The 24676-nt window shown below is 31.3% G+C and carries 14 protein-coding genes; 13 read left to right on the top strand and 1 reads right to left on the bottom strand.

The genetic code is table 11. From position 1 onward, the window contains the following. Window positions 1-5 precede the first annotated feature (5 nt). The 13 genes from AC2D6T_RS00070 (at window position 6) to AC2D6T_RS00010 (ending at window position 23229) form a co-directional block, all read left to right on the top strand. Window positions 6-3158 (top strand): T9SS type A sorting domain-containing protein, encoded by a 3153-nt coding sequence (locus AC2D6T_RS00070; RefSeq protein ID WP_484680024.1) that lies wholly within the window; start codon window positions 6-8, stop codon window positions 3156-3158. A 26-nt stretch (window positions 3159-3184) separates the two neighbouring features. After that, on the top strand, window positions 3185-4513 hold the full coding sequence (locus AC2D6T_RS00065; protein WP_484680023.1) for a sulfatase-like hydrolase/transferase: 1329 nt from the start codon (window positions 3185-3187) through the stop codon (window positions 4511-4513). A 49-nt stretch (window positions 4514-4562) separates the two neighbouring features. Further along, window positions 4563-6479, top strand: coding sequence for an ulvan lysase-like protein (locus AC2D6T_RS00060; protein ID WP_484680022.1), 1917 nt, complete (start codon window positions 4563-4565; stop codon window positions 6477-6479). 27 nt (window positions 6480-6506) lie between these two features. Beyond that, window positions 6507-8330: a glycoside hydrolase family 2 protein gene (locus AC2D6T_RS00055; protein WP_484680021.1), complete on the top strand. Its 1824-nt coding sequence runs from the start codon at window positions 6507-6509 to the stop codon at window positions 8328-8330. A gap of 11 nt (window positions 8331-8341) precedes the next feature. Beyond that, window positions 8342-9838 (top strand): sulfatase, encoded by a 1497-nt coding sequence (locus tag AC2D6T_RS00050; protein WP_484680020.1) that lies wholly within the window; start codon window positions 8342-8344, stop codon window positions 9836-9838. 24 nt (window positions 9839-9862) lie between these two features. Continuing rightward, window positions 9863-11188: a family 43 glycosylhydrolase gene (locus tag AC2D6T_RS00045; protein ID WP_484680019.1), complete on the top strand. Its 1326-nt coding sequence runs from the start codon at window positions 9863-9865 to the stop codon at window positions 11186-11188. A gap of 157 nt (window positions 11189-11345) precedes the next feature. Further along, window positions 11346-13001, top strand: coding sequence for a sulfatase-like hydrolase/transferase (locus AC2D6T_RS00040; protein ID WP_484680018.1), 1656 nt, complete (start codon window positions 11346-11348; stop codon window positions 12999-13001). Continuing rightward, complete coding sequence (locus AC2D6T_RS00035; RefSeq protein WP_484680017.1) at window positions 12994-14409, top strand: sulfatase; 1416 nt, start codon at window positions 12994-12996, stop codon at window positions 14407-14409. The genes AC2D6T_RS00040 and AC2D6T_RS00035 overlap by 8 nt, the downstream gene beginning before the upstream one ends. A 2-nt stretch (window positions 14410-14411) precedes the next feature. After that, window positions 14412-15197: a DUF1961 family protein gene (locus AC2D6T_RS00030; protein ID WP_484680016.1), complete on the top strand. Its 786-nt coding sequence runs from the start codon at window positions 14412-14414 to the stop codon at window positions 15195-15197. A gap of 128 nt (window positions 15198-15325) precedes the next feature. Next, window positions 15326-16756 (top strand): sulfatase, encoded by a 1431-nt coding sequence (locus AC2D6T_RS00025; RefSeq protein WP_484680015.1) that lies wholly within the window; start codon window positions 15326-15328, stop codon window positions 16754-16756. 9 nt (window positions 16757-16765) lie between these two features. Beyond that, a complete protein-coding gene (locus AC2D6T_RS00020) occupies window positions 16766-19183 on the top strand; it encodes a glycoside hydrolase family 2 protein (protein WP_484680014.1) in 2418 nt (805 codons plus the stop codon). 515 nt (window positions 19184-19698) lie between these two features. Next, window positions 19699-20745, top strand: coding sequence for an alkaline phosphatase family protein (locus tag AC2D6T_RS00015; RefSeq protein WP_484680013.1), 1047 nt, complete (start codon window positions 19699-19701; stop codon window positions 20743-20745). 3 nt (window positions 20746-20748) lie between these two features. Continuing rightward, window positions 20749-23229 (top strand): endo-acting ulvan lysase-like protein, encoded by a 2481-nt coding sequence (locus AC2D6T_RS00010; RefSeq protein ID WP_484680012.1) that lies wholly within the window; start codon window positions 20749-20751, stop codon window positions 23227-23229. A gap of 41 nt (window positions 23230-23270) precedes the next feature. On the opposite strand, the gene AC2D6T_RS00005 is transcribed toward AC2D6T_RS00010, so the two are convergent. Next, on the bottom strand, window positions 23271-24317 hold the full coding sequence (locus tag AC2D6T_RS00005) for a GntR family transcriptional regulator (RefSeq protein ID WP_298945815.1): 1047 nt from the start codon (window positions 24315-24317) through the stop codon (window positions 23271-23273). Between the last annotated feature and the right edge of the window lie 359 nt (window positions 24318-24676).

Below are 24676 nucleotides of genomic sequence, written 5' to 3'. Positions count from 1 at the left end.
AAAAAATGAAAAAAATACTTGTAGGAATAGTTTTGTTCAAAGTTTTGTTCTTGTCAGCACAATCTTTACAACACCCTATCATTCACATAACTACTGATGAACGTACAGAGCTACTAGATAAAATAAGTAAATATGGTTGGGCTCAATTTGCACAGAATGAACTAAAGAAAAATGTAGATGCTAAGGTTGCTGCTCATAAATCAAATCCAGCACAAACCATAAATGCAATTATTGCTTTGGCAAATGATGATAATTTAAGTGAATCTCAAACTAGTAGTGCAAATTCAGCCCATTTTAAAGTATTGAGTTCAGCAGCAAATGCAGGGATGCTTTATTATTTAACAGAAGATGAAGATTATGCTCAATATGCAGCTGATATAATTTGGCATTATTTTCAAGAATTAGCACCTAGAACTCCAGAAACTACAGCAATTTGTGGTAACTACTTTTACGATCCTAGAAGTACGTATCCTCATTTGGCATATGCCTATGATTTTATTTATAATTTTTTGAATACACAAGGTAGGCAAGTTTACGATAAAACTGCAGGAAAACGTATACCTTACAATAATGAAACAGCTCAAAAAGCGATGAAAAACGTTGTAGGAAATGCATTGTTAGAATCTGGAGGGAGAGATACTAAATATGGTAAATTGGTTTCCAATCACCCAATTCTTACAGCTCCTGGAGCTTTAGCAGCAATTTTATGTATTGATGATGATACAGAACGAGAGCGTTTATTTAATGTGTTTTGGAATACAGGTACAAGAAGACAAAATTCTTTCACCAAAACTGTAATGCCAATCTTTGGAGAGCAAGGTATTTGGCCTGAGTCTACAAGCTATAGCTTTATGTCTCGAATTCAATTGGTGTTAAATATGGTAGATCGAATTAAGCCGGAATTAGACGTTATTACGAAATACAGAAATGTTTTAGATGGTGTGTTTTTGTTTGAAAACCTTCGTCATCCAAATAGATCTTATGTTCGTTATGGCGACTCAAAACGTTATAACGATGGTTCTAAATCTTTATATAGATATGTATTAAGTATTGCTAAAAGAAAAGGATTAACGGATTTACAAGATAAAGCAGAAACAGCATTAGCACAATATTACAATGCCGAAGGTGGACGAAATCAAGCTTTTGGTACATCAGCCTTTGGTGGTCTAGATCATCTTGGTTTATTTTGGGGAGAAGAATTTCCATTGAATTCAACTCAGGAATTTGATTATAAACCTACTGTTATCGTAAAACATGCTGGTGTAGCACTTCAACGAAACTATACAGAAAATAATAACGAGTTATACGGTTTGTGTGGTATTATTGGTGGCGCACATTATGTCCATTCACATGCAACAGGTATAACAATGGAGTTGTATGGATTAGGTGATATTATGGCGCCTAATGGAGGTATGCCTAAAACCGTTGCAGAACGTAAAATACCAATGCACACCAATTATTTTAGGCTTTATGCTGGGAACAACACTGTAATTGTGAATGGTACTTCTAAAGGAAGACAGCAAGGGTCTTGGGCAAGCAATTCTTATGTATGGCAAAATACTACTGTCAATATTTCTTCAGAACCAGCACATCTTGAAGATCCATTAAGTCCAAATTTTAGTTTCGCAACTCAGTTTTTAGATGATAACATAAATAATAGCGACCAACAACGGACGTTAAGCGCGATTAGAACCAGTCCAACAACGGCTTATTATTTTGATATGTTTCGTTCAAAGTCATTAAATACAAATAATTTTCATGACTATATTTATCATAATATAGGCGATGCTACAACAATTAAAACCATAGATGGTTCAACCCTTCCTGTTTCAACAACAAACCGTTATCAAAATGATATTGGAGATCCAGTAGAATCTCCTGGTTGGCGCTTTTTTGAAAATACCAAAGTAACAGAACCAACCAGTGATGCTTTGTACATTCGTTTCGATTTAGATGCAACCAATTCTTATATGAATATGTTTGCACCTGCTGGAGTTACTCGAGAATATACAAAGGCATTAGGTCCTGCAACTCGAGAAGCATTAAACGGATATGTAAATAAGAAAACACAAATTGTTGCTGTAAGACAACAAGGAGAAGCTTGGGATAAACCTTATGTGTATATTTTTGAACCTTCAAAATCTACGAATACTAGTGTTAAATCGGTTTCACATATTATGAATGGTGATGTTATTGCTGGAGCAAAAGTGGTTTCAGAAGTGAATGGTTCTAAAATAATAGATTATATATTTTCTAACGATTCCAATACCTCTGTTTCTCATCTTGATATAGATTTTACAGGTGAATTTGGAATTGTGCGTACAGAATTAAAGGATGGAAAAACTAATGTTTCTTTGTATCTAGGAAAGGGAAGTTCTTTACAATTTCTTAATGAAACGATAGTAGGAGATGCAGATGGAAAAGCATATAAAGAGTACACATTAGACTTTGAATATTTTTCTGATATAGCAAATAATAACTTTACCATTGAGACAGTTGGTGAAACTTGTCAAGAAAAGAATAATGGTAAAATAACCATCAACGCCTTAGAAAAGTTTAATTATCAAGTTACAATTAACGGTGTAGATTTCAATTTTACTGATGAAATTACAATTGAAGATTTAGCTCCAGGAACCTATGATTTTTGTATTACTATTAAGGATTCAGATTATAAACAATGTTATCAAGTAATTATTGAAGAGGCTATTAAACTTTCTGGTAAAGTTAACATAAATAATGGTAAAGTAGCTATTACAGTAGATAAAGGAATGGCACCATACAAAGTATTTAAAAATGGAAAATTGGTTTTAGAGACCAATGCAAATCAGTTTTTAATAGATGTAACTCAAGGAGATGAAATAGAAGTAAAGACAAAAATAGAATGTCAAGGATCTATGTTCTCAAAAATAGATTTTCTATCGGATATTAAAGCTTATCCAAACCCTACAAAGAATTCATTTACAATACAATCAGGCAATGCTTTTTGGAGAAACTTAACCATTTATAACACATTAGGTGTAAAAGTGTATTCAAATAACACCGTTCAAAACAAGTTGACCATCAATGCCAAAGATTACAAAATGTCAAGTGGATTATATTTTATAGTGATTAGCGATGATAAAGGGAAACAGTACTCACAAAAATTAATAATTAAATAATAATTAAACTAATAAAACATTTAAAAATGAAAAATAAATATTTAGTATTAATTGCATTAAGCATTTTAATTTCCTGCGGAAAAGGAACTAAAAAAGAAACAGAAACAGGTTTAGTAAAAGCTGAAAATCAACCAAATATCGTTTTCATCTTATCTGATGACCAATCTTGGACAGATTACAGTTTTATGGGTGATGAAAACATTGAAACACCAAGAATAGATCAATTTGTAAAAGAGAGTTTAACGTTTACAAGAAGCTATGTGCCAACACCTTTATGTTCGCCTTCTCTAGCTACAATCATTACAGGTTTGTATCCAAAAGATCATGGAATTTTAGGGAATGATAAGGTTTACGAAAAAATAAGAGGAGATCGTAAAACAAGTATGGCAAATAGAGCAGAAGCCTATAAACCAGTTATAGCTGCTTTTGAAAAGCAAACTACTCTGCCAGATATGTTAAAAGAAAAAGGCTATCTATCATTTCAAACTGGAAAATGGTGGCATGGTAACCATAAAGTAGGTGGTTTTGATGATGGCATGACGCATGGAGATCCTAAAAGAGGCGGCAGACATGGAGATTATGGATTAAAAATTGGAAGAGACGGTTTAGATACTATTAATAGTTATGTAGATTTAGCACTAAAAGAAAAGAAACCTTTCTTTTTATGGTACGCTCCTTTTTTACCCCATAGACCACATAATCCACCAGCGCGTTTGTTCGAAAAGTATAAAAAGAAAACAGATTCTGAGCATTTGGCGAAATATTGGGCAATGATAGAGTGGTTTGATGAAACTTGTGGACAACTATTCGATTTAATTGATGATAAAGGCTTAACTGAAAATACTCTTTTTGTGTATGTTTGTGATAATGGTTGGAGACAAAACCCTAAGAAAAGTGGTTACTTGTCAGACTCTAAACGTGCACCTTACGATATGGGAATCCGTACACCAATCATGTATAAATGGGCAGGTAAGATAAAACCAGAAATGAACAAAACAACCATAACAAGTAGTATAGATATGGTACCTACTGTATTAGATATTTTAGGAATTGAAAAACCAGCAAATTTATCAGGAGTAAGTGTTTTAGACAAAAAAGCAATAGAAGCTCGTAAAGGAATTTTTGGAGAGGTATATGCACATGATTTTGATACTATAGAAAATAGTATGTTTTATAATATGGCAATTTTTCCTCCATATAAAATTATCGTTCCAGATCCTGTAAGAAAGAAAAAAGAGGTAGTACAGTTATTTAATATTGATGAAGATCCGTTTGAAAAGAATAATGTAGCTGCAGAAAATCCAGAAATTGTAAAGGAGTTACAAGAAAAGATAGCCGCTTTTAGATCAAAATAGAACAAGCATTACATAGGTATATCAAAAACTAGTTTTAATATTTTAGAATATGAAAAGAAGAGACTTTATTCAATTGTCTACCCTAACAGGTTTAGGAATATCTTTATCAGCTTCAGGTCTTTTAAGTAGCTGTAAAACTGCTCCAATCGCAGAACACTCTTCAGAATATAAAAAACTAGTTTTTAATTTATTAAAAGAATGGTGTGATGGGATGATTGAAATTCAAATCATAAATCCATCAGATCCAACAATACATGGACAGTTTAAATGTCCAACAGGATGGATGCATGGTCGTGTTATTGATGCTGTGTATCCATTTTTTTGTATGGCAAAAATTACTGGCGAACAAAAATATATAGATGCTGGTATTGCTGTTTTTGAATGGGGTAAAAATGTAACCAAACCGAATGGCGCTTGGACAAATGATGTAGATCCAAAATCTTGGGATGGAACAACTGTTTTTGCAGCTATTGCACTGGCAGACACTTTAAAATTTCATGGCGATTTAATTGATGAGACTAGAAAAAAACGTTGGTATAAGCGTTTGGAACAGGCTATGGAGTTTGTGTATAATAGGTTTTATGTTGTAGGGAATTCTAATATTAATTACAGTGCTACCACAATTTATGCCTTACATTTAGTTGGTACCATGCTTAACAATAACAAGTATCTAGAAAGAAGTAAGGAAATGGCAAATCAGATTAAAAGTCATTTTTCTGAACCCAATGCTTTGCTTTTTGGTGAAATTCAAAATAAGAACAAAAAAGCGCTCAGTCCAAAAGGACTTCCGGGTATAGATTTAGGGTACAATATAGAAGAATCTCTAAATAATTTGGTAATGTATGCCATAGAAGCTAAAGATGATGAACTTTTACAAATTCTAAAAAAGTCTTTAGATGCTCATTTACAATTTATACTACCTGATGGTGGAATAGATAATAGTTTTGGAAACCGAATGTTTAAATGGACCTATTGGGGTAGTAGAACAAGTGATGGTATGCAACCTGCTTTTTCTTTTATGGCTGGTCATAATCCTGCATTAGGAACTGCAACATTTAAAAATACAGAATTGTTGCAACAATGTACCAAAGAGGGTTTGCTTTATGGTGGGTTACATTATGTTTCTCATGGCATTGAGGCTAGTGTACATCATACCTTTGCCCACGCTAAACCTTTAGCAACCATTTTAGATCATTGGGAGCATCTTCCTAAAATCAATAAGACTGCACCACTTCCAAGAGCAGTAGCTAATGGAGAAACCTATTTTAAAGAATTAGATGTTTCTTTATTTGGGAAAGGTGATTGGAGAGGAACGATATCTGCTTACGATTCCATTTACAGTACTAGAAATGATGTAAGACAAGCAACAGGTGCATCATTATGTACATTATATCACATGAAAGTGGGCTTACTTTGCACCACAAGTTTGGCAAAGTATAAGTTGTTAGAGGCGCATAACCAACAGGAACAACCTGGAGAAGATTTTGCGCTAACTCCAAGAATAGAGACAGTTAAGGATGATGTTTGGCATACAAATTTATTTGATTTAGAAGCCACTTTTACATCAAAAGATAAAACAGATCGTTTGGAGTATCATGCTAAAGTGCAGCTTAAAAATGAAGAGTTTGAAGAAGTAACTGAAACGGCTTCAAATTTCAATTTAAATTATAAGGCCACTACTGAAAAGTTAGAAATTATTGCAACTACAAATGAGGCTATAAAAACACCAACTGTTTTTGTTTTGCCTATCGTATCTCCAACAGGAGAAAAAGTAACCCAAGTTTCAGAATATGAAATCACTATCAAAAAACCAGAGGGGACTGTTAAAATTTCATCAACTACAACTTTAAAAATAAAAGAAACACCAAAAGAAAGGTTGTTTAATATGGTACCTGGCGTAGAAGCAGTACCAATAATTGCTTCTTTAAAAAAGAAACAAGTAACTTTAACCATTGAAATTATATAAATAAGAGAAAATAAGTATCACTTCATTATGAAACAAATTATCAATCTAAGTCTACTATTCATTTCCATACTAACATTTGCAAATGAACCATTATTACAAAATAGTTATTTAAGAAAAGGTCAGAGTTTAAATGGTAGATGGCACTACATTGTAGATGTTTACGAAACTGGATATTATAATTACAGAATGGAACCACATGATGGTACAGAAAATCCTGGTTCAAGTGCTTATTTTCTAAACAAAAAACCTAAAAACAAAACAGATAGAGTAGAGTACGATTTTGATGCTGCACCCACTATGGTTGTGCCTGGAGATTGGAACTCACAAAAAGAAAAACTGTTTTATTATGAAGGTACAGTTTGGTATAAAAAATCGTTTAATGTAGAAAATTACGATGCATCCAAACGTTACTATGTACATTTTGGGGCAGTGAATTACAGAGCAGATGTGTATTTAAATGGTAAAAAACTGGGAGTGCATGTAGGTGGATTTACGCCTTTCAATTTTGAAATGACTCATCTTTTAAAGGAAAAAGATAACTTTTTAATTATAAAGGTAGATAACAAACGTGCTGCAGACGAGGTACCAACATTAAGTACAGATTGGTGGAATTATGGAGGTATTACCAGAGATGTAACTGTTTACGAATTAGATCAAACATTTATTGAAGATTATAAAATTCAATTAACAAAAAACAACAACAAAGAAGTTTCAGGATACATTCAATTGAATGGGGAAAATAAAGGAGCTCAAAAAGTAAACCTTACCATTCCAGAATTGAAAGTAAACAAAACCTTTACAACAGATGCAAACGGATTTGTTCAAGTGAAGTTTCCTGTAAAACGCGTAAAATATTGGAGTGACACCAATCCAAAATTATATGAAGTAAACATTGCTATTGCAAAAGATGAAGTAAATGATAAAATTGGCTTTAGAACAATTGAAACAAAAGGCAAAGAAATTTTATTAAATGGTGAAAAAATATTTTTAAAAGGAATTTCCATTCACGAAGAAAATGTAATGCGAGGTGGTAGAGCTTGGTCTATAGAAGATGCAAAAGTGTTGTTAGGCTGGGCAAAAGAATTGGGCTGTAATTATGTGCGTTTGGCACACTATCCTCACAACGAAAACATGATTCGTGTTGCAGAGCAAATGGGGATCTTAGTTTGGGAAGAAATACCTGTGTATTGGACTATACAATGGACAAACCCTGAAACGTACAAAAAAGCAGAAACACAGTTGAAAGAATTGATAAGTCGTGATAAAAATAGGGCTTGTTCGATTATTTGGTCTATGGCAAACGAAACACCAACTTCTCAAGAACGTTTAACATTCTTAACAAACTTAGCAACTACTGCAAGAAAATTAGACGACACTCGTTTGATTAGTGCAGCCTTAGAAGATCATGGTAAAAAAGAGGACAAAAACATCATGATTGTTGAAGACGAATTTGCAAAAGTAGTAGATGTATTAAGCTTTAACCAATACTATGGTTGGTATGGTGGTAAAATTGATAACATCAAAAATATTCGATGGGAAATTGATATTGACAAACCAGTAATCATTTCAGAATTTGGAGCAGGAGCATTGCAAGGCTACAATGCTGATAAAATGACACGTTGGAGTGAAGAATTTCAAGAATTGTTATACGAAGAAACCTTACCAACTTTAGCTAAAATCCCTGGGATAAGTGGCATCACGCCTTGGACTTTAGTCGATTTTAGATCTCCAAGAAGAATGTTAATTCCTTACCAAGATGGATGGAACAGAAAAGGCTTAATTTCAGAAACAGGGAATAAGAAAAAAGCATTTTATACCTTACAATCGTTTTATAAAAACATCAACAAATAAAAAACACAACCATGAGAAGAATCGTTTATATAATAGCTGTTTTTAGTTTGTTAATTAGCTCTTGTAAAAATAAATCAACACAAGGGCAAGTAAGCAAAGTAGACAATACCAAACCCAACGTATTGTTTATAGCCGTAGATGATTTAAACAATATGATTGGCCCAATAGATAATTTTTCAAACATAAAAACGCCAAATTTTGATAGATTAGCTAAAATGGGCGTAACTTTTACCAATGCACATGTACAAGCGCCATTGTGTGGGCCATCAAGAGCATCTATTATGACTGGGTTAAGACCATCAAATACCGGTATCTACGGTATGGCGCATGATAATGATGTAAGAAGAAATGGAAACCCAGCAACGAAAGATATTACCTTTTTACCAGAATATTTCGGTGAGAATGGATACCATACTATGGGGATTGGCAAGTTGTTTCATAATCACGCTCCCGATAGTGTATTTCACGAATCTGGAGGACGTGTTAGAGGATTTGGACCGTTGCCTAAAAAACGTTTTGTTTGGGATGGCTACGGAAAAGGTATCAAAGGTGTTCATGGCAGAACGAGTACGGATTGGGGAGCTTTTCCAGAAAATGATAGCTTAATGCCAGATTATGCTTCTGCAAATTGGGCTATAGAACGTTTACAAAGAGATTATGAGAAACCATTCTTTTTAGGCGTTGGTTTTTTGCGTGTGCACGTTCCTTTATATGTGCCACAGAAATGGTTCGATTTGTATCCTTTAGAAGACATTCAAACTCCACCTTATAAAGCAGATGATTTAAATGATATTCCAAATGTTGGTTTGCAGATTAACGATTTACCAATGATGCCAACTACACAATGGGCAAAAGAAACCAAAAATTGGAAAAAAATTGTACAAGCTTATTTGGCCTGTGTTAGTTTTGTAGATCACCAACTAGGTCGTGTTTTAGATGCTTTAGAGAATAGCGAATATGCAGAAAATACTATAATTGTTTTATGGTCTGATCACGGGTATCGTTTGGGCGAAAAAGAAACGTTTGCAAAACACGGTCTTTGGGAAACTGCTACAAAAGCACCTTTAATGTTTGCTGCACCTAACTTACCAAAAGGTAAGAAAATTGATGCACCTGTAGAATTCTTATCAATTTATCCAACATTATTAGAGCTAAGTGGATTACCTGCTTACTCCAGAAATGAAGGTAAAAGTTTAGTGTCAATGATGACTGAAGATAAAGGTGTTGATGAATCTTATGCGTTAACTACGTATGGTATGAACAATCATGCAGTAAGAACACATCAGTATAGATATATTCAGTATGAAGATGGTAGCCAAGAATTGTACAACCATAGTACAGACCCTAATGAATGGACAAATTTAGCTGGTAATTCAGAATACAAAGAAACTATAGAAGAGTTCAATAAGTTATTGCCTACTAAAAATGCCAAGTGGGATGAAAAATCTAAATATACCTTTCAGCCTTATTTTGTAGAGCAAAAGGCAAGAGTTAATGCAGAAAAATAAAAGCATATAAATTCTACAAATAGAATGTTTATCAAACAAAAACACATAAAAAAACATCTCATTATTTTATGTGTTTTTTTGTGTAATACTCTTTTTTCTCAAAACCCAATTTTAAAAGGATTGGGTGTTTCAGATCCACATGTTAGGGTATTTAATGACACTATTTTTTTGTATTCTGGTCATGATGCAAATCCTAATGATAAAACTTGGGTAATGAAAGATTGGCGAGTTTTTTCATCTATAGATTTATTAAACTGGTCGCTTCAAACTACCATAAGCCCCAATGATAATTATATGGACGATAATAGCACTGATTGTTGGGCAAGTGATGCTGCAACAAGAAATGGAAACTATTATTTCTACTTTTCCGATAGAAAACGAGGTGTTGGAGTAATGTCAGCTAAGTCTCCAACAGGAAATTTTAAGGACGTACTAGGGAAACCATTAGTAGCTCCAATGCATGATCCTACCATTTTAATTGATGATGATGCTAATAAAACTCCCTATTTAATTTATGGTGATAAAGAAGGTGGTGGTTTTCACATCACAAAATTAAATGAGGATATGGTTTCTATTGCAGAAACTCCGAAACCAATACAAATTATTGGTAATGCTTGGGAAAACGCACCACATTGGATGGATAAGAATTACATTTTCAAGCACAAAGATATTTACTATTTAAGTTGGGGTAGAAATTATGCCATTTCTAAAAATATTTACGGTCCCTATGAATGTTCAGGTTCAGTAGGAAATGGTTATCAATTAAGTGAGTACGCACACGGAAGTTTTTTTAAATGGAAAGGTCAGTTTTATCATATTTGGTGTTATTATATCAAAAAAGGTTTTAAATTTAGAGAATCGATTATTACCTATTGTCATATGGATGATGATGGAAAAATTGTAACAGATACTAATTTTTTAGATCAACATTTCAGCAATGGAGTTGGGCAATATAATGCTTCTTGGGGAAAAATTGAGGCAGAATGGTTTTACGAAAAGTCATCAGAAGAAATACTTAAAACAGGAAGTAAAGAAAAAGGTTTTGCACTTACGAATATCAAAAATGGAGATTGGATAAAGTTTGCGAATGTTACTTTTGATAAGAAATATGAAAAATTAATATCAAATCTAATTTTTAAAGGTAAAAAAGGAACCTTAGAAATAAGAACGAAAAGCCCTAAAGGAAAATGTATTGGCAAGTTTAAATTAACATCCAAAAATCAATCTAAAGTATTCCAGAAAATGGAATTTAAAATAAATAATAAAATAAGAAAAATAGACATATATCTTGTATTTAAATCAACTGATGATAGTAGTACTTTACAGTTAGATTGGATAAAATTTAGATAATCTAAAAAAGTAGTTATTCTCAACTATAAATTCAAAGTGATTACTTTTTTTTATTTGAAACTAATTTGATCAATTAAACACAGGAGACTTCAGGACATTTATTCATAAATAGTAATAACTTGTATTACATAAAGCTAAAATAAAAAACAACGACAAAATGAAGGTTGTATCTCAAATATCAAAAATATTTTTTTTAATACTCATTTTATGGGGTTGTAGCACATCAAAATTAACAAAAAAAGAGACGAATCAAAAAAAGCCGAATATCGTACTTATTTTTGCTGATGATTTGGGTTGGGTAGATATAAGCACAGGAAATACAAATGGAAACAATGGGTCAAAAATTTATGAAACTCCTGTAATAGATAAGTTGGCATCCCAAGGAATGTCTTTTACAAATGCCTATACCAACCAAAATTGCGCACCATCAAGAGCTGCATTAATTAGTGGGCAATACGCCACAGGTGTAGATAATCAGGTGTATAATGTGGGTTCTTTAAAAAGGCAAGATAAAAGAACCAAAGGTTTTCCTAATGTTCTTATTGAGCCATTTAAGCAGAAAAAGGTTATTAATGAAGACGGAATTAATATTTTTGATGTACTAAAAACAAAAGGTTATCAAACGGCCTTTGTAGGTAAAAGTCATGGCACGCCTCATCCTTTACAAGGCGATTATGGTATAGATTTACCAGCAGATATTCATCATATTATAGCAGCTCCAATTAATGGAAAAAGAACAAAATCGTATTATTTAGCTTTAAATTCAGACAAAAAAGGATGGACGTTTAATTCAGAATTTGTTGATGAATTGGCAAAGCCTTATGATGATAAATATATCAATACAATTTTAAAACCTTATGCATCTCAAGGAGATCTAACGCTTTTAAAAGGAACTCCTAAACACCTTACAGATGCTATTGGAGACTTCTCGGTAAATTACATTAAAGAAAAAGCGAATGATGAAAAACCATTTTTTTTATATGTACCATTTCATGCAGTACATACTAAAGTTACTGGTAGAAAAGATTTAACCGAAAAGTATTTAAAACAAGGTTTAAAACCTAGAGTAGCAGAATATGCATCTATGATTGAGTTGTTAGACCAAAATGTTGGAAAAATAAATAACGTATTAAAAGATCCAAACGGAGATGGTAATTTTTCTGATGATATAACCCAAAATACTATTTTTATTTTTTATTCTGACAATGGAGGATTAAGAGAAAATAATCCTTTAAAAGGTAGAAAAGGAAATTTAACAGAAGGTGGTCTTAGAGTGCCTTTAATTTTCAGATATCCAAATGTGATAAAAGAAAATTCGGTAACCAATCAAGCAGTTCATTGTATAGATTTTTTACCAACCTTAGCAGAATTTACAGGTGTAGATGTTACAACACTAAAAAAGAAAGATGGAAGCGCTCCTAAATATGATGGTGCTTCTTTTGCAAAAGTGCTAACAGGTGAAGCAAAAAGAATTTCAAGAGAAAATTTGTTTTGGCATTTGCCAGGGTATATGGATAGTCGTTTTTCGCCATCAACATTAATTCAGAAAAGGATTGAAAATGAGTATTACAAACTCTTTTATTTTTATGAATCAGAAGAATTTGAAATGTATAACATAACTAAAGATATTTCTGAACGGCGAAATATTTTAAAGAATCCAACATCAGCAGAAATGGAAATTGCTTTAAAGATGAATGCAGATATGTTAGCGTGGTTAAAAATAAATAAAGCTCCAACAGGGACTTGGGTAAAAAATGGAGAAAAAGTACCTTACCCTAAATTAAATGAAGTAAAAAAATATATAAATGAATAAAAATTTAAAATACTTAGTTGGTTTATCCATCATTTTTTTGTCTTGTAAAACTCAAAAAAAAGAAGCTATAAATGCACAAAACAACAAACCCAAAAACATCTTATTTATTGCAGTTGACGATTTGCGTCCAGAATTGAATTTTTATGGCGCAAATCATATTAAATCTCCAAATTTAGACAAACTTGCTAGTGAGAGTTTGGTCTTTAATCGTGCCTATTGCAATGTGCCTGTTTGTGGGGCTTCCAGAGCAAGTTTGCTTTCAGGTATGCGTCCTACAAGGCATCGCTTTTTAGACCATAAAACTCAATTGGATGTAGATGCTCCAAACGTGGTTTCATTACCAAAACTTTTAAAGCAAAACGGTTATACCACAATTTCTAATGGGAAAATTTACCATCATAAGACAGATGATAAAAACGCATGGGATGAACTTTGGCAGGCTGATGGTTTGTGGAGCTATGCTTTACCTGAAAGTCAAAAGATAAGAAAGAATACCCGTAAAGGCTTGCCAGTAGAAATGGCAGAGGTTCATGATTCTGTTTACAGAGATGGAAAGTTGGCGTTAAAAATCATAAAGGATTTGCAAAAATTGAAACAAAGTAAACAGCCCTTTTTCTTAACAATGGGTTTAATGAAACCACATTTGCCTTTTACAGCGCCAAAAAAGTATTGGGATTTATACGATAGAGAAAGTATAGAATTACCAAAAAGTTATATACAACCAGAAAGTACACCAAGGCAAGCTTTTCATAAATATGGCGAATTAAGAAACTATGAGAATGTTCCTAAAGAAGGTCATTTGCCAGATGAATTAGCAAAAGAGTTAATTCATGGTTATTATGCTTGTGTAAGTTATATAGATGCACAAATTGGTTTGGTTTTGGATGAGTTGAAGCGTTTAGGGTTAGAAGACGATACCATCGTCATTTTATGGGGAGACCATGGTTGGAATTTAGGAGATCATAAATTGTGGTGCAAGCACGTTACTTTTGAAACAGCTTTAAGAACACCACTTATCATAAAAGTGCCAGGTAAAACAAGTGGACAAAAAACAAATGCCATAACTGAATACATAGATATTTATCCAAGTTTAGCTGAATTAGTTGGTTTGGATAGTCCTGAAACTGTTGAAGGACAAAGCTTTGTTCCTATTATTAATGGAGAAACTTCACAAAAAGACTGGGCGGTTTCAAAATTTAAAGATGCTGTAACTTTAATTAAAGGCGATTTATTTTACACAGAATGGATAAAAGATGATGGTGTTGCTTATGCTAGAATGCTGTTCGATCATAAAATAGATCCTTTAGAATTAAATAACTTAGCAGAAAAACCAGCATATCAAGAAAAAATAAAGGTTTTAGCGAAAGAATTGAGAGAAAAATGGGGTAAAAATTTCTTAAATAACTAATTATGATGAGGTCTTTTTTCGGTTTTGTTTTGATTTTTATCTGTTTTTCTTCGTGTAAAATAAGTAAAACTACTAATGCTTCAGATGCAAGTATAAAACAAAATTGGACTTTAGTTCTTAATGATGATTGTACACAAGATTGGACAAAAAAATGGACTTTAGATGGTTTAATTGCAACAGTTGAGAATTCGAAAGAAGGTATGCATTTTAAAGCAGGGCCTGAAGCTTATAATGATGCGCATCATGCTGTCTTATGGACAAAAAATTCTTATAGAGGAGATATAAAAATTGAGTTTGATTATATCAAAACAGATGATGAAAATCGATTTGTGAATATACTATATATTCAAGCTACTGGAGATGAAGAAGGAGTTCATGAAAAAGACATTTCAAAATGGCAAAAAAAGCGTGAAGTTCCTGCTATGAGACAGTATTTTGAAAATATGAACGTATTTCATATCAGTTATGCTGCCTTTGGGAATAATGGTGATGGGTTTTATTATGTTAGATCTAGAAGATATCCTAAAGCAAAAGGGCAACCATTTAATTCCATTGTAGTGCAACCTTCTTATGATAAACAAGGCTTTTTTGAAAAAGGAAAAAAGTATCATATTACTACCATAAAAACCAAGAATTTGTTGTCATTCGAAATGGAAAATGATGGAAAAATAGAAACTTTTCAATGGGATATTTCTCAAGTAAAACCAATACAAGAAGGTAAAATTGGAATTCGTCATATGTATAGGCGTTCTGCAATTTATAAAGATTTTAAAATTTACACCAAGTAATCAGGATATTTTAAGAAAATTACTTGACTCACAAGCAATAATTTGTAAATTGTAATTACTTTATTATATTATTCGTAAAGTTGATTCAATAAAATAAAAAGAATACACTTTAATTAAACATTAGCAAAATGAAAATAAGAATTAATAAAAGATCAACCTTAATTGTAATATTCTTTGCAATATTAACTTCATGTAAAAATATAGCTCCAAAAAAAGAGGCAATTCAGCAAAACAAACCAAAAAATATTTTATTTATTGCTGTAGATGATTTGCGTCCAGAATTAAATTTCTACGGAGCAAATCATATTGTATCACCAAATTTAGATAAATTGGCTACTGAAAGTTTGGTATTCAATCGTGCCTATTGTAATGTGCCTGTTTGTGGTGCTTCTAGAGCAAGTTTACTAACAGGGGCAAGACCCACACGTCATCGTTTTATTGATGCGCGTACAGAAAAAGACCATGATTATCCAGAAGCAGTTTCATTGCCAATGCTTTTAAAACAAAATGGCTATACCACAGTATCGAGTGGTAAAATATATCATGGAGGTAAAGACGATAATGCTGCCTGGGATAAAAGATGGTTCCCAAAAGGAAATGTTAGAGATTATCAATTAGCTGAGAGTGCAAAGCATGCAATTGAAAAAGGTTATGGGCCAGCTTTTGAAAATATAGCTGTTGAAGATGATGCCTATTTTGATGGAAAAATTGCTAAAAAGGGAATTGAAGATTTGCAAAAATTAAAAGAGAATAATCAGCCTTTCTTTTTAGCGTTAGGTTTTATGAAACCGCATTTACCTTTTAATGCGCCAAAAAAATACTGGGATTTGTATGATAGAAATAAAATTGAATTGCCAGAAAGTTATGTGCAACCAAAATCGACTCCTAAACAAGCTTTTCATAACTTTGGTGAACTGCGTAAATATACTGGTATTCCTAAAAAAGGAGATGTACCTAAAGAATTGGCTTTAGAAATGATTCACGGTTATTATGCCTGTGTTAGCTATGTTGATGCACAAATAGGATTGGTTTTAGATGAATTGAAAAGATTAGATTTAGAAGATGATACCATAGTCGTTTTATGGGGAGATCATGGTTGGAATTTAGGAGATCATAAATTGTGGTGTAAACACATCACTTTTGAAACCGCCTTAAGAACTCCTTTAGTTATAAAAGTACCTGGGAAAACTAAAGGGACAAAAACAGATGCTATTACAGAATATATAGATATTTACCCAAGTTTGGCTGAATTGGTAGGTTTAGAAGTTCCTAACACAGTTGATGGTAAAAGTTTTATACCCATTTTAAATGGCGAAAAACCAAAAAAAGACTGGGCGGTTTCAAAATTTAAAGATGCTGTAACTTTAATTAAAGGCGATTTGTTTTACACAGAATGGGTTAAAGATGATGGCATAGCATATGCACGCATGTTATTTGACCATAAAACAGATTCTTTAGAACTAAATAACCTTGCTGAAAAGGAAGAATATGCTAAATTTGTTCAAAATCTTTCTTTAGAATTAAGACTAAAATGGGGTAAAGATTTTTTAAGTAAATAATTTATAAATATGATAAATACAAACAGATTTATATATGCTATAATAGGCTTACTAATTTTTGCATCATGTAACGCTAATTCAAAAGAAAATTTTAAAAGAAAACAAATAAACATTAATAATGATTGGTCTTATCTTGAAAACAATACAAAAGATATAAAAAAGGCATTAAATAATGTTAATTGGAAAAAAATAAATATACCTCATTCTTGGAATAGTTTAGATGCTACAGATACAGAACCTGGATATAGAAGAAGTGCAAGCTGGTATAAAAAAACAATAGAAATCTCTTCATTTAGTAATGAAAGTATTTATTCTTTATATTTTGAAGGTGTAAATATTGTAAGTGAGGTATTTCTCAATGGTAAAAAAGTTGGTGGACATATAGGAGGTTATTTAGGCTTTAATGTAGATATCACAAATGATATTAAATCTGGGGAAAACGAAATTTTAGTTCGAGTTGATAATGGATATGATCCAGAAGTTGTCCCGTCTCAAAAAAGTGATTTCTTTATTTTTGGAGGAATTACAAGAGATGTTTGGCTTGTTACAAAACCGAAAACAAATATAAATAATATAAAAATATCAACGCCAACTGTTTCAAATGAAAAGGCGGTACTAAAGATTGAAGCTAATATTGAAAATTTAAATATTGCCAGTAATTTAAAAATTAAGGCAATTTTAAAAGACCCTAAAGGTGAAATTGTTGCAAGCCAAAGCAAATCAGTTTCAAAAGCAACATCAACTATTATTTTCAATGAAATTCTAAACCCTGATTTATGGGACACTAAAACACCTAATCTTTATAACGTTTCAGTTTCTTTAATTGAAAACGAAATTGTTAAAGATAAAGTAGAAGATAAAGTAGGTTTCCGATGGTTTAAATTCGAAAAAAACGGTCCATTTTACTTAAATGGAAAACGTTTATTACTTAGAGGAACGCATAGGCATGAAGAACACGCAGGTGTAGGTGCTGCAATGACCAATAAGCAACATCGGGCAGATATGGAATTGATAAAAGATATGGGCGCAAATTTTGTTCGTTTGGCACATTATCCACAAGATCCAGAGGTGTACAAGGCATGTGATGAACTTGGTATATTGGTCTGGGATGAAATCCCTTGGTGTAGAGGAGGTGTAGGAAACGATGTTTGGAAAACGAATACAAAAAACCATCTCAAAGAAATGATTGCGCAAAATTATAATCATCCAAGTATAATTATTTGGTCTTTAGGTAATGAAATTTATTGGTTGCCAGATTTTGAAAACGGTGATGATAAAAATGAAATAAATTCCTTTTTAACAGAATTAAACAATCTTTCTCATAAATTGGATCCTTCTCGAAAAACTGCCATTAGAAAGTATTATGAAGGTTCATATATTGTAGATGTATTCTCTCCATCAATTTGGTCTGGTTGGTATTCAGGAAGTTACAAAAGTTATAAAATCGCAATTGATAAATATAAAAATGAATACAATCATTTTCTTCATGCAGAATATGGGGGGTCAAGTCATGTAGGACGTCATACCGAAAATCCAATAACTGGTGAGGGTAAAATAAAATCTGAAGAGTGGGAAGAATCAATAGTGCAAACTAGGGTAGCTAATATTGCTAAAATAGGAGATTGGAGCGAGAATTATATAGTTGATTTATTCGATTGGCATTTGCGTATTTCAGAACAAGATTCAACTTTTGTAGGTAATATACAATGGGCATTTAAAGATTTTGGTACTCCATTGAGACCAGAAAATGCGATTCCTTATATGAATCAAAAGGGCTTAGTTGATAGAAACGGAATTCCTAAAGATGCATTCTATGTGTTTAAAAGTTATTGGAGTGAAGTACCTTTTACATACATAGAGTCACAAACCTGGACAGAACGTCAAGGACCAAAAAATAAACCTAGAAAAATAAGTGTTTATAGTAATTGCAACAAGGTTGCTTTTTATCATAATGATAAATTTTTAGGTGAAAAAGAAAGAGATATTAATAAGTTTCCAGCATCTGGACTAACTTGGGATGTGAACTTTACTAAAGGTAAGAATAAATTGGTAGCTGTTGGAATACCAAACAATGGGCCTAAAGTTGAAAATGCCCTAACAGTAAATTATAGGTATACTAAAAATGAGGCAGCCAAAAAACTTACACTTAGTTCTAAAAAATTAGAAAATGGTAATTATTTAATAACTGCAATAGCGCTCGATAAAAATGATTTAAGGTGTTTAGATTATGAAAAACGAGTGTATTTTCAATGTTTAGAAGGTGGAGAATTATTGAAATCTCAAGGAACACCAACTGGCTCCGAAATTATAGAAATGGCAAATGGTAAAGCAAGTATAGAAGTTATTCCAAATAAAGATGAAACTTCTATAAAACTAGTAGTACTAAATCAAAGTTTTAAAGGAACGTATTTAACAATTGAGAATTAAGCGTTAACTTTTGGCTTTAAAATTAAATTTAAATGCACTTTATTTATAACTTTTAAAGATTTACGATTTACGTACAGAAGAACGCAATTTATACCTAGAAAAACATGTAAAACTCCCGAATTTTTACGAACTAACTAGTGAAAGTTCGGTGTTTAATAGAGTCTATTTTAATATTCCTTTTTATGGTACATCTATAACGAGTGTACTTAAAGAAGTAAGACCAATATCAAATAAATTTATTTTTTATTATACGAAAAAGGATGAAGATTATACCAATGGAACTTCACTAACAAGCTTTAAAACAAACCAGGTACACTATTATTTCGAATGGAAAGATTTACCAAAATAAAGATGATAGTATTGTGTATTTCATAATGTTATTTGACTATAAAAAAGATTTTCTTAGAATTAGCTAACTTAGCATAAAAACTTGATTATCAAGAAAAAGTAAAAGCACTTGCCATTGAATTAAGAGAAAAATGGATACAGATTTTTTAATTAAATAATACGATCTAATGAAAAAGTTTATAATTTTAATTGTTTCAGCTTTAGTACTTGCTAACTGTAGTCAGTTAAAACAATCTAAAAAAACAAATAATCAACAACCTATTGTAATTCAATTTATAATTGACGGATTAATGCAAGACGCTGTAAATACAGCAATTAATGCTGGTGCAGAAAACCTAAAATATTTTGCAAACAATGGTGTTGTTGTAGAAGAGGCATATTCTAATAGTCCTGTTGGGAGAGTAAAATTACCAGATGGAACAGAACCTTGGAGAGGAGCATCACCACCCAATATTGGAATGCATACAGGTACCCACGTTTTTGAAAATCAAGAGTTAGATGATATCTTTTTATCAGCCAAAAGAGAAGGAATAAAATCTGTTTACGTTGGTGGACATACCTTGTATGATGTTTTTACAACAGCAGATATTCATTATGCAGAAATAATGCCCGATAAAAAAGTATTAGACTTAGGTATAAAACATATTAAAGAAGATGGTGTAAGATTGGTTCGTTTGCATCTGCAAGAGATTAGAAGTTCATGGAAAGGACCAGCAGGAAAAACTAACCCCAATTCTAAATACATTAAAGCTATTTTAAATGCAGATGCACAGTTAGGTAAATTGGTAACCTTCTTAAAAAATGAAGGCCTATGGGAAACAGCGTATTTCATCATTTCTGCAGATCATGGCATGGGAACTTTAAGAAAAAGCAATCATCTTTCAGAGCAATTGTCTTCATGGCAAATTTATATGAATTTTTATGGCTCTGGAATTAAAAAAGGAGCAACCATTCCTTACGCAGAATCTCCAGATGTAGCTTTAATGACCAACCACTTTATGGGTTTAAAACCCTTAAAAGGATATACTTCAAAATTAAATTACCTTAAAAATAATAGCACAACAGGAGTTTTTTTAAAGAATATTTTTGAAGGTAATTCTGATAATTTAAAACATCCACAATGGATAAAAAGATATTTAGATAAAAATGCAAGTTCTCCACCTAATGATTATCTTCATTATAGACAAGCAATGATTAATTATATAAACAAATAAAGCATGAACGTTAAGACCTTATTTATCATAATAGTTTTGTTTTTTGCACATCAATATCATTTGTGTAGTCAAGAATTAGAACGCCCATTTATTCTAGTAAAATCTAGTGAACGAACTAAAATTTTAAATAAGATAAAAACGAAACCTTGGGCAAATAAAATTTTTGTAGCTTTAAAAAAAACCACAGATATACACGTTGATCGATTTTATCAAAATCCTAAAAAATTTCTAGGGCGTTTGCCTTTTAATTGGAATAAAGCTGAAGAAAATGACTTCCCTCCTTTTTTGAAAACAGATCATGTAGAAAATGGTAAACATAGAAACCTAGACAATGCCACAGACAAAGAATGGGAACCAGCAGAATTATTAATTGAAAATTTACAAATCGCTTTAGATTGTGGTTATCTATACTATTTAACTCAAGAAGACAAATATGCCTATGTAGCCAGTAGTATTTTGTATTCTTTTACAAAATCTGTTCAGAAATCAAAAATATCTGATTGGAAAGGAAGAGGTGGTTTATTATTTCCTTATGATGGTTTTAGAGAAGTACGTGTAATTGGTTACAGACTTCCTTTAATCTACGATTTTATAGCAACTTACCTTAAAGAAGATGGAAAAGCTTTTGATATCATTAAAAATCAAAAAGTATCTTTTCCTATAGATGAAGTTCAAAATGTGTTTAAAATCTATGCAAATATTACTGTAAATTATGGGCAAACAGGCTCAAATCATCCTGTGTTAGAAGCACCAAGTTTGGTGTATAATGCTTTGGGGTTGGATGATGAAAAAGAACGCGAAAAATGGTTGTCTTACTTTTTATCAGAAAGTACCCAAAATCAAGATGCTTTGCCAGTAATGGCAAAAAATTATAAAAATCAAGGTGATATTTGGCCAGAAACCTCACAGTATTTAAATCATTCTACTTCAATTTTAGCAAAACTACTATTGGTTGTTAATCGATACAATCCATCATTAAAATTAGGTGCTAAATATCCTAATATATTATTTGCCTTACCAAGATTAGATGATTTAGTGTATCCAAATCACGAAATTATACGTTGGGGAGATGGCCATAGAAGACAACATGGTTCTTACCAAGCTTATGAAAATGCGTATGTTTTGGCAAAAATGGATAGCTTAGTGTATTTACAAGAAAAATTTGCTCCGCTTCTAAAAAACGGAATGCAAAATGGAGCGTATTCTAGGAATAATATTGAAGCCTTATTTTGGTATGATGATGGTATTTATGGAGAATCTAGTACCATAAAACTACCAAGAACGGACAGAGTTTACCACGCAGGTATTGTTTTACAACGAAATTTAAGTAGCACAAATAATCCAAAAGATGGATTAATGGGTTTTGTTGGTGGTGCACATATGGTGCATGGTCATGCAGAAGGCATGAATATTGAATTGTATGGCGAAGGACAGGTTTTAGGAGTAGATCATGGAAGAAAAAAATATGGTAAAGATTTACACGAAAATTACTCCAGAATTTTTGCAGCTCACAATACTGTAATTGTGAATGGAAGTTCGCAAGGAGAAGGTGGTTGGGTTAATTTAGGTATCAATTCTGTTGAGATCATTTCTATGGAGCCTAACGTTAGAGCTAAAGCAATTTCTCCAAATCACTCATTTAGTCAAACGAGTTTTGTTGATGATAAAGGCGATAAAGCAGAAGCGATTCAAGAACGAACTTTAGGTTTGATTAGAACATCGCCAACAACAGGGTATTATGTAGATGTTTTTCGTTCAAAATCAAAATTACCAAATGAATATCATGATTATTTATATCATAATATAGGCGATAATTTGGTGTTTGAAAATAATGATTTAAAACTAAAAAAGACTCCAAATAGATACATGCAAAATGCAAATAAGGAATGGATTCATAATAAAAAATATAGAAACCCTGGATGGCATTTTTTTAAGAAAGTGAAAACATCAAAAACGTACAATAAAGATGTAAAAGCTAGGTTTAATATCAAAAAATTAAAAGGAAATAACGTGTTCATGAAATTATATATTCCTGGATTTAAAAATAGAACTTATACTAAAGTAAAAGCACCAATAACCTTTGAGTCTCCAGAACCTTATGATAATAAAACTACACCAACTTTAGTAATCAGAAATAAAGGCGAAGCTTGGAAAAATCCTTTTGTAGTTGTTTTTGAACCTTATAATAGTTCAGAAAAACCAACCATACAATCGGTTATTAAAATTGAACAAGATGATATTTATAAAGGGTTGATTATAAAAAGTAAAACACCAAAAGAAGAGTTAATACAATATGTAATTACACAGTCTAAAAATCAAGTTTTTAAAAATGATGCTATTTATTTTAAAGGTTCTTATGCAGTTATTACTTTACATAAAGATAAAGGTTTAAAGAGTATTTATATTGGAGAAGGAGATAAATTAATTTATGAGAATAAACTTATTACAACAAATTCTTCAAAATCATATTTTAAAGAATTTTAAATAATTAAAATACCTTACAGGTAATTTGAAAGAACAGTAAATTAAAGAGATTCTCTATCAATAAAATTAAAGGGTACTTTTACTTTACCTTTAGTTTTATTTAGAATCATTTCTGCCGCAGTTTCCCCCATAGATTTAAAATCTGTAGACATTACTGTAATACCTAATAATTCTTTTAAAGGAGTATCGTTATAAGATATTATTCCAATATCTTTACCTAAAATAAACTCATCTTCTCTAGCTTGTTTTACTAAATTTACTAAGTCAGACTCTTCAATAGTAACAAATAAATCGCCTTTTTTTAAAATCATATCTTCGTAGACTTTATCAAGTATTTCAAAATCTAGTTTATGTTCAATACAATATTTTCTAAACCCATGAAGAATTCTTTTAGGATAGGGGTAAACAGCTTTTTCAGGATATACTAATATTATTTTTTTGTACTTCTTAATTTTTTGTATCCCTTGATTTAGAGCATGATAAATATCATTTTCGAAATCTTGATAAATCTGAATTGCTGAATTATCAATATTTTCTTTAATGTTGTCTAAAATAATTAATTTGTCTTTTTGAATTTTTTGTAATGCCTTTAAAACGTCATCAGGTAAACTTACATGTTTTGAATTTTCGGTTTTAAAATGAGGCATAATTACATAATAGTCATAAGCCGCTTTGTTTTTTTCTAATAAGTTTAGAAAAAGAGTTTCATCACAATGATAAATATCTAGATCTGTATGAGAGTTAGCACCTATTTTGTCAATAAAATAATTGTAAGTCCTTAATTTATATGAGCTTAGTTTATTAACTAAAAACAAAATATTTACTTTAGAAATTAGTTTTGTTCTTGAAATGTAAAAACCTTTACCTCTAATAGAAGTAATTATTTTTCGTTCTTTTAAAATACTATATGCTTTTTCAACAGTATCTCTAGATAAATAAAACTCTTCACTAAACATGTTTATTGAAGGTATCTTTTGATCCATTGTAAGGTTACCTTGTGAAATGTTGTGAATAATAGAATCTATAATTTGTTGATATTTTGGTACTCTAGAATTTTCATCTATTTTTATAAGCTTTATCAGTTGCATATAATATAAATTTTATTTATATATAAATATTAAAAACCAAAAGTAGTAAAAGGGATATTAATAAACCAATCATTTACAAAAAGAACTTTTTTAAATTAAAATAATTTGTAGTTAAGTGCACCTTAAAACTGTTTATAAGACTAAAAAAACAAATTCTTATATTTATTAAGTTTTTAAGATTAAAACTTCCTTAAATTTTTACAAAATATAGAATACTTAAAAATATTATTACTGAACCCGTTGTGCATTATGATTTAAGATAAAAAAGTTGCTCATATTACTGAAAATCAGTAAATTGATTTAACCACAAATCATTAAATATGAACAACTTAAATGCAAATTACGAAAGAATTTTGGAA

It is taken from the genome of Polaribacter sp. YIW18 (assembly GCF_057219325.1).
This window is presented reverse-complemented; position numbering and strand designations above follow the sequence as displayed.

Excerpts from the sequence above, each read along its gene's own strand:
- AC2D6T_RS00025 (WP_484680015.1), top strand. The coding sequence starts at position 15,326 with ATGAAAATAAGAATTAATAAAAGATCAACCTTAATTGTAATATTCTTT.
- AC2D6T_RS00010 (WP_484680012.1), top strand. The coding sequence starts at position 20,749 with ATGAACGTTAAGACCTTATTTATCATAATAGTTTTGTTTTTTGCACAT.
- AC2D6T_RS00035 (WP_484680017.1), top strand. The coding sequence starts at position 12,994 with ATGAATAAAAATTTAAAATACTTAGTTGGTTTATCCATCATTTTTTTG.
- AC2D6T_RS00070 (WP_484680024.1), top strand. The coding sequence starts at position 6 with ATGAAAAAAATACTTGTAGGAATAGTTTTGTTCAAAGTTTTGTTCTTG.
- AC2D6T_RS00015 (WP_484680013.1), top strand. The coding sequence starts at position 19,699 with ATGAAAAAGTTTATAATTTTAATTGTTTCAGCTTTAGTACTTGCTAAC.
- AC2D6T_RS00005 (WP_298945815.1), bottom strand. The coding sequence starts at position 24,317 with ATGCAACTGATAAAGCTTATAAAAATAGATGAAAATTCTAGAGTACCA.
- AC2D6T_RS00030 (WP_484680016.1), top strand. The coding sequence starts at position 14,412 with ATGATGAGGTCTTTTTTCGGTTTTGTTTTGATTTTTATCTGTTTTTCT.
- AC2D6T_RS00060 (WP_484680022.1), top strand. The coding sequence starts at position 4,563 with ATGAAAAGAAGAGACTTTATTCAATTGTCTACCCTAACAGGTTTAGGA.
- AC2D6T_RS00050 (WP_484680020.1), top strand. The coding sequence starts at position 8,342 with ATGAGAAGAATCGTTTATATAATAGCTGTTTTTAGTTTGTTAATTAGC.
- AC2D6T_RS00040 (WP_484680018.1), top strand. The coding sequence starts at position 11,346 with ATGAAGGTTGTATCTCAAATATCAAAAATATTTTTTTTAATACTCATT.
- AC2D6T_RS00020 (WP_484680014.1), top strand. The coding sequence starts at position 16,766 with ATGATAAATACAAACAGATTTATATATGCTATAATAGGCTTACTAATT.
- AC2D6T_RS00065 (WP_484680023.1), top strand. The coding sequence starts at position 3,185 with ATGAAAAATAAATATTTAGTATTAATTGCATTAAGCATTTTAATTTCC.
- AC2D6T_RS00055 (WP_484680021.1), top strand. The coding sequence starts at position 6,507 with ATGAAACAAATTATCAATCTAAGTCTACTATTCATTTCCATACTAACA.
- AC2D6T_RS00045 (WP_484680019.1), top strand. The coding sequence starts at position 9,863 with ATGTTTATCAAACAAAAACACATAAAAAAACATCTCATTATTTTATGT.